Consider the following 615-nt stretch of genomic DNA (forward strand, 5'->3'; position numbering starts at 1 on the left):
CCAGACTGTGTGAAAACTATTGATCACCTTTTGGTCTAACCCTCAGTTTTTTATGATCAATCAATCTTAATTTTCAGCTCTCGAAGATAGCGTATTAGCTATAATTAATAGTAGGAAAACAAGAACGAGAAGTGCTGATATGTCCCACCATATTAAAGGCCAAGGTCGACACCAAATAACCCTATTTCCTGAAGCATTGGACGATTTTGTCACCAAAGAAAACCCCGTTCGTGTCGTTGACGCCTTTGTTGATGAGCTTGATTTACACGCTTTAGGGTTCAACCGTGTTATCGCCAAAAATACAGGTCGGCCAGGTTATCATCCTGCCGTGTTGCTTAAGTTATACATCTACGGATATTTGAACCGCATCCAGTCTTCTCGCCGCTTAGAGAAAGAGTCACATCGCAATGTTGAGTTAATGTGGTTACTTGAGCGCTTAAAACCAGACTTTAAAACGATTGCCGACTTTAGAAAGGACAACGGTAAGGCTATCACCAAAGTCTGCCGTCACTTCATCGAGTTATGCCGTCAAATGAATATGTTCACCGATGCCGTTGTGGCTATCGATGGCAGTAAATTCAAAGCGGTTAATAGCAAGCACAACAATTACACGCC

The 615-nt window shown here is 42.1% G+C and carries 1 protein-coding gene; it reads left to right on the forward strand.

All coding sequences use genetic code 11. The annotated features are described in order from the left end of the window. Window positions 1–139: 139 nt before the first annotated feature. Window positions 140–615: transposase (locus tag H4J54_RS04750; protein WP_182189785.1), on the forward strand; the 476-nt coding region annotated here is incomplete at its 3' end.

Source organism: Colwellia sp. MB3u-8, assembly GCF_014076985.1.
Taxonomy (GTDB): domain Bacteria; phylum Pseudomonadota; class Gammaproteobacteria; order Enterobacterales; family Alteromonadaceae; genus Cognaticolwellia.